The following is a 6,160-nucleotide window of genomic DNA, read 5'->3' as shown; positions in this document are numbered from 1 at the left end:
AGGTGGTTTAGGGATAACAACAAAAAACCCCTCGTTTGAGGGGTTTGCTTTTTAAACGGAAGGGATTATCGCCCCTGAATGGCTAAATCACCTGGCAGATTTTTCTGCATCCGGTGCCATATCTCGCCACTCTCATGCCCATAGCGGCGCACTGTTTCGTAAACCTGATCATGCGCGCCTTCAGTGCACAATGCCGATAACTTGTGATAGAAGCCCAGTGCCAGACTGCGCGCCTCCGGATTAGCGAAATAGTGACGACCAATTCGCGTATACAGCCCTTTCATCCCGTTGAGGATCAGACCGTAAATTGGGTTACCGGAAGCAAACGCCAGACCGCGGAAAATGTTGTAATCCAGGTCAGCAAAGGCGTCGGCGTGATCGGCCACTTCATTGGCGGTTGCCAGCACTTCTTGCGCTTTATCAGGATGCTGACGAAATGCGGTGCGAATAAAAATTGTCGAAATATTGGTACGCACTGACAGCAAATTATCAATAAGCTGCGGCACACTTTCGTGATCCAGTCGCGCCAGCGTCTCAAGAATATTCAACCCGGAGGTTTCCCAGAAATTATTCACCTTCGTCGGTTTGCCGTGTTGAATAGTCAGCCAGCCATCTCGCGCCAGGCGCTGCAACACTTCACGTAACGTAGTACGCGTTACGCCAATTAATTCTGAAAGTTCACGTTCTGCGGGCAAAATAGTCCCGGGCGGGAAGCGGTTATTCCAGATACTTTCAATGATGTACTCTTCCGCGAAACCCGCCGGGCTTTGCGCCTTAATGACCATAGTGAGATTTCCATAACACAGCAAAACAAAGTTGCACTCATCATACCAGAGGGCTAATCACGCTGATAGCAGACAAAAAGAAGAAAAAAGGGATCAAGGCTTCATTTTCTGCATCTCTTTCTCCTTGATCATCAATACTTGCCTCACTCCTGCACGACCGTTAAGCTTTGCGCTTAAACATAAAAACATCATTGATTATTACTAAGGTAAGGGAAACCATCATGGAAATCTCCTGGGGCCGCGCGTTATGGCGCAATTTTTTAGGCCAGTCACCTGACTGGTACAAACTTGCCCTCATCATTTTTTTAATTATTAACCCGCTCATTTTTCTCATCAGTCCTTTTGTTGCTGGCTGGCTGCTGGTAGCGGAGTTTATTTTCACACTGGCAATGGCCCTGAAATGCTACCCGCTGCTCCCCGGCGGTCTATTGGCTATCGAAGCCGTCTTCATCGGCATGACCAGCGCGAAACATGTCCGTGAAGAAGTGGCGGCAAACCTTGAAGTCTTGCTGTTACTGATGTTTATGGTGGCGGGCATCTATTTTATGAAACAGCTGTTGCTGTTCATTTTTACTCGCTTGCTGTTAAGCATTCGCTCCAAAATGCTGCTATCGCTCTCTTTTTGCATTGCGGCAGCGTTTCTCTCCGCGTTCCTCGATGCTTTAACCGTCGTGGCGGTGGTGATCAGTGTTGCAGTAGGCTTTTATGGCATTTATCACCGCGTAGCCTCTTCCCGTACCGAAGATACCGACCTGCAAGACGATAGTCATATCGACCAGCATTACAAAGTTGTTCTGGAGCAGTTCCGTGGGTTCCTGCGTAGTCTGATGATGCACGCTGGCGTCGGTACCGCATTAGGTGGCGTAATGACCATGGTGGGTGAGCCGCAAAACCTGATTATCGCCAAAGCCGCTGGCTGGCATTTTGGCGATTTCTTCCTGCGCATGTCACCAGTGACCGTTCCGGTTCTGGTTTGCGGTCTGTTAACCTGCCTGTTGGTGGAGAAGCTGCGTTGGTTTGGCTACGGTGAAACGCTGCCGGAGAAAGTCCGCGAAGTGCTGCAACAGTTTGACGATCAAAGCCGCCACCAGCGTACCCGTCAGGATAAAATTCGTCTGATTGTCCAGGCGATTATCGGCGTCTGGCTGGTGACTGCGCTGGCGTTGCATCTGGCGGAAGTTGGCTTGATTGGTTTGTCGGTCATTATTCTGGCGACATCATTGACCGGTGTCACCGATGAACATGCCATCGGCAAAGCCTTCACCGAATCTCTGCCATTCACCGCACTGTTGACCGTCTTTTTCTCGGTAGTCGCAGTCATTATCGACCAGCAGCTGTTCTCCCCGATTATCCAGTTTGTGCTGCAGGCATCGGAACATGCACAGCTTTCGCTGTTCTATATTTTCAACGGTCTGCTGTCATCCATTTCGGATAACGTCTTCGTGGGGACGATTTATATCAACGAAGCGAAAGCGGCAATGGAGAGTGGCGCGATTACGTTGAAGCAATACGAGCTTCTGGCAGTTGCCATTAATACCGGGACCAACCTGCCCTCCGTCGCCACGCCGAACGGCCAGGCTGCATTCTTGTTCCTGCTGACTTCCGCACTCGCGCCATTGATTCGCCTCTCTTATGGCCGCATGGTGTGGATGGCCCTGCCTTATACCCTCGTCCTGACTCTCGTCGGACTGCTCTGCGTCGAGTTTACTCTTGCCCCTGTAACCGAATGGTTTATGCAAATGGGCTGGATAGCAGCGCTTTGATAACAACTAACCGGGCATATTGATGCCCGGTTTGCCTTTTCGCCCGATAATTGTTCGATTACGATCGATTTTTGATTCCCCCTGGTGGCGCAGCGAATGAATTGGTTTAAACTGCGCATTCTATGCATATTGCAGGGATATTATTATGTTGCGATTTTTGAACCAATGTTCACAGGGTCGGGGTGCGTGGCTGTTGATGGCGTTTACCGCTCTGGCACTGGAACTGACGGCGCTGTGGTTCCAGCATGTGATGTTACTTAAACCTTGCGTGCTCTGTATTTATGAACGCTGTGCGTTATTCGGCATTCTGGGTGCCGCGCTGATTGGCGCTATTGCTCCGAAAACTCCGCTGCGTTATGTGGCGATGATTATCTGGTTATACAGTGCGTTCCGCGGTGTGCAGTTAACTTACGAACACACCATGCTTCAACTCTATCCTTCACCGTTTGCGACCTGTGATTTTATGGTTCGCTTCCCGGACTGGCTGCCGCTGGATAAATGGGTGCCACAAGTGTTTGTCGCCTCTGGCGATTGTGCCGAGCGTCAGTGGGATTTTTTAGGTCTGGAAATGCCACAGTGGTTGCTCGGTATTTTTATCGCTTACCTGATTGTCGCGGTGCTGGTGGTGATTTCCCAGCCGTTTAAAGCGAAAAAACGTGATCTGTTTGGTCGCTAATCTATTCGGCGCTCCTGCGGGAGCGTCTTTTTCCTGCCGCTATGTTTATTTGACCCGCAGTAAATCAGAACTTCGTGTTGTATAACGTGGTGAAAGCATGGCTCGCTTCATCTGCCATTGTTGCTGGATCCCCTGCCCGGCAAAATAGAGTGTTCCCCTGCCATCCTTAGCATTCAGCATATCCATTACCGCCATCAATTGTTCACTACCGGGACGCGGTGCGTTGTTATCGAACAAATTGAGTTGTGCCACTCCCTGACGAAAGAAATCACCCAGCATCACGCCCGCTTTTTGGTAGCGATGGCCCGCTTGCCAGATGGCGTCCAGAGATCGCGTAGCCGCGTTAATAATGTCTCTGCTGTCCTGGGTAGGCGTCAGCAGTTTTACCGACGCACTATTGCCGTAATAGGATTCATTGAGCGCAAATGGCGACGTTTTAATAAACGTGGAGATAAACCGACAATATTGATGCTCACTGCGGAGTTTTTCTGCCGCCCGGGCGGCGTAACTACAAATGGCCTGCCGCATCGATTCATAATCCGTGATACGTTCGCCAAACGAGCGGGAACAGATAATTTCCTGCTTCGTCGGTGCAAACTCTTCCAGCTGCAAACAGGGTTCGCCGCGCAGTTCACGCACCGTTCTTTCGAGCACGACATTAAAATGTTTACGGATAAACCGGATATCAGTATCCGCCAAATCCAGAACGGTTTTGATACCCATCGCGTTCAATTTTTTGCTGATGCGCCGTCCAATTCCCCAGACTTCATCTACGGGTAAAGCGGCCATTAATTTACGCTGGCGTTCCAGATTGGATAAATCCACCACCCCACCGGTCTGCCGCTGCCATTTTTTTGCCGCATGATTGGCAAGTTTTGCCAGCGTTTTGGTCTGAGCGATACCCACCCCCACGGTGAGATGCGTTCGTTGCAGTACCGTTGCGCGAATTTCTCTGCCAAAGTCAGTGAGATCGCGGCAGTTACGTACCCCCGTCAAATCGCAGAACGCTTCATCAATACTGTAAATCTCCACGCGAGGAGATAGCTCTTCCAGCGTCGACATCACCCGATTGCTCATGTCTGCGTAAAGCTCATAATTGCTGCTAAAGCAGACAACGCCACAGCGACGAAACAGATCTTTTTGTTTGAACCAGGGATCGCCCATTTTAACGCCCAGCGCCTTTGCCTCAGCGTTTCGGGCAATAACGCAACCGTCGTTATTCGATAGCACAACCACCGGTTTACCCCATAAGTCAGGGCGAAACACCGCTTCACAACTGGCATAAAACGAGTTCACATCGCAAAGGGCAAACATCAGCGCATCGCCTTTATTACATGGACAACTACGCCAAAGACATCCAGCGTATCCTCGCTGCCGAGGGTAATCGGCGAGTACGCGCTATTCATGGGAATAAGCTGTACCGTCGGGCGCAACTGCAATTTTTTCACCGTAAACTCGCCATCGACAGCAGCGATGACGATATCACCGTGGCTGGCGGTAATAGCGCTATCGACAATCAATAAATCACCGTCACTAATCCCACCGTCAATCATGGAGTCTCCGCTCGCTTTGACGAAGTAAGTCGCGCTGGGATGCTGAATAAGCAATTGATTCAGATCGATACGCTGTTCAACGTAATCCGCTGCCGGTGAAGGAAAGCCACACTGAACAAGATCGCTAAATAGCGGAAAAGTCACAATTTCGCGGAGATCCGCAGGCTTGATAAACAACATAATAATCTGCCTGAAGTTGTACTGTTTTTATATACAGTAGTCTGTTCTTACCAGCAGATCAATACTGATTCAGGCTATCAATATCTGTCGCTGCGTAGGCTGATCCTAAAGGATTGCCGCCCCACTGTTAACCGTCTGAACGCGGTATGGATATGTCGGTAAGCATTACCTAAAAATACGGTTAATTTTATAGTTTAAACCTTTTTTAGTTATTAGTAAGATACCTGTGCTTCCAAAAAAGCTGGGAAATTCAACGACTCTTGGAAATTTTTGGACCTTGTCCCGCGGCTACAATCCGACAGCCGCGTTTCTTTTTACTATCTAACCCACCGTAAACCTACGGACCTTGCTCTACGGCTCATCCTGTACCCGTGTGATCCTGGCCACGCAATGAATGGATAGCAGTGAGTTATCCGGTTACGACATCAACCAGTTCTTTGGTTTCATCACTTTGGACTCTGCCCACCACAATAAATCTGAGAAGATGGACAACGAGAGCAATAACACTGACCATAAATAAGCCTCAAAAAAATAATAAAAGAAGCCTTTTGCTTTATTAATAATGAAGATTTAATGATCAATAGAATTACAGGTGTTTTAGTTAATGGGATACCTTCGATATTAAAATGATATAAAGAGTAGTTATTGTTTTCCTGACACATTGTTCCCGGGGGCGATCTTCAAGATGGTCATTGATAATGATCAAGTCAATAATATCTTCCGATATTTATATTTTTATCGTGAAGCGTTTTTAATATAGCGCTAAAGTTTATCGTTCAGCTAAAGACACGTTACCGTGGATTAACAGTATGAACGGAGTTTTTTCAGCACGGCGTGATATTAATCATTTCGAGTTGGATGATGAAAAGCAATATGACAGACGAGACGTTAATGCAGGACTTTTCCATGAGTGGAGGGAGTTGCGTAACGTTGGATATTTACGCTCAGGAAGATGGGTGTGTTTATTATGTTGAAAATCATGCGGAAGATCAGGATGTTGCTGTGGTTTATCCTGCTCAGGGAATAGCATTCTACGGCGGATCCATCGCCTGATGGCGCTTCTTTGTCCACTGTCATTTGCATGATTGTAGAGTAAACATAGACTGGAATTGAACAGTCTCACATAATCAGAATCACCCATATAGCGGATGATTCTCTGTTTCAACCGCCAGTGCATAGCGCTAAGTAAAAGACCACCTCCTG

6 protein-coding genes are annotated in these 6,160 nt (G+C 48.3%); 3 read left to right on the top strand and 3 right to left on the bottom strand.

What is annotated here, in order from left to right:
• Positions 1-65 precede the first annotated feature (65 nt).
• The gene (gene fadR, locus AACS80_RS23855; protein WP_130215962.1) at positions 66-785 is read right to left on the bottom strand and encodes a fatty acid metabolism transcriptional regulator FadR; all 720 of its coding nucleotides are present in this window, start codon (positions 783-785) and stop codon (positions 66-68) included.
• 221 nt (positions 786-1,006) lie between these two features.
• Between fadR and nhaB the strand changes: the two genes are divergently transcribed.
• Both nhaB and dsbB read left to right on the top strand, forming a co-directional pair.
• Positions 1,007-2,548, top strand: coding sequence for a Na(+)/H(+) antiporter NhaB (gene nhaB, locus AACS80_RS23850; RefSeq protein ID WP_130215960.1), 1,542 nt, complete (start codon positions 1,007-1,009; stop codon positions 2,546-2,548).
• A 145-nt stretch (positions 2,549-2,693) separates the two neighbouring features.
• Positions 2,694-3,224: a disulfide bond formation protein DsbB gene (dsbB, locus tag AACS80_RS23845; RefSeq protein ID WP_000943443.1), complete on the top strand. Its 531-nt coding sequence runs from the start codon at positions 2,694-2,696 to the stop codon at positions 3,222-3,224.
• Positions 3,225-3,269: 45 nt separating this feature from the next.
• On the opposite strand, the gene umuC is transcribed toward dsbB, so the two are convergent.
• Complete coding sequence (gene umuC / locus AACS80_RS23840; RefSeq protein WP_135409899.1) at positions 3,270-4,538, bottom strand: DNA polymerase V catalytic protein; 1,269 nt, start codon at positions 4,536-4,538, stop codon at positions 3,270-3,272.
• A complete protein-coding gene (locus AACS80_RS23835; RefSeq protein WP_130205617.1) occupies positions 4,538-4,957 on the bottom strand; it encodes a translesion error-prone DNA polymerase V autoproteolytic subunit in 420 nt (139 codons plus the stop codon). Before AACS80_RS23835 ends, umuC begins: the two co-directional genes overlap by 1 nt.
• A 906-nt stretch (positions 4,958-5,863) precedes the next feature.
• Here AACS80_RS23835 and AACS80_RS23830 point away from each other — a divergent pair.
• A complete protein-coding gene (locus AACS80_RS23830) occupies positions 5,864-6,010 on the top strand; it encodes a hypothetical protein (RefSeq protein WP_240727104.1) in 147 nt (48 codons plus the stop codon).
• Positions 6,011-6,160 lie beyond the last annotated feature (150 nt).

Source organism: Escherichia sp. E4385 (genome assembly GCF_963883145.1).
Classification (GTDB): domain Bacteria; phylum Pseudomonadota; class Gammaproteobacteria; order Enterobacterales; family Enterobacteriaceae; genus Escherichia.
The sequence above is the reverse complement of the archived record's forward strand: the minus strand, read 5'-3'. Positions and strand labels throughout refer to the sequence as shown.

Coding starts and splice junctions, on each gene's coding strand:
- fadR (WP_130215962.1), bottom strand. CDS start 785: ATGGTCATTAAGGCGCAAAGCCCGGCGGGTTTCGCGGAAGAGTACATC.
- nhaB (WP_130215960.1), top strand. CDS start 1,007: ATGGAAATCTCCTGGGGCCGCGCGTTATGGCGCAATTTTTTAGGCCAG.
- dsbB (WP_000943443.1), top strand. CDS start 2,694: ATGTTGCGATTTTTGAACCAATGTTCACAGGGTCGGGGTGCGTGGCTG.
- umuC (WP_135409899.1), bottom strand. CDS start 4,538: ATGTTTGCCCTTTGCGATGTGAACTCGTTTTATGCCAGTTGTGAAGCG.
- AACS80_RS23835 (WP_130205617.1), bottom strand. CDS start 4,957: ATGTTGTTTATCAAGCCTGCGGATCTCCGCGAAATTGTGACTTTTCCG.
- AACS80_RS23830 (WP_240727104.1), top strand. CDS start 5,864: ATGAGTGGAGGGAGTTGCGTAACGTTGGATATTTACGCTCAGGAAGAT.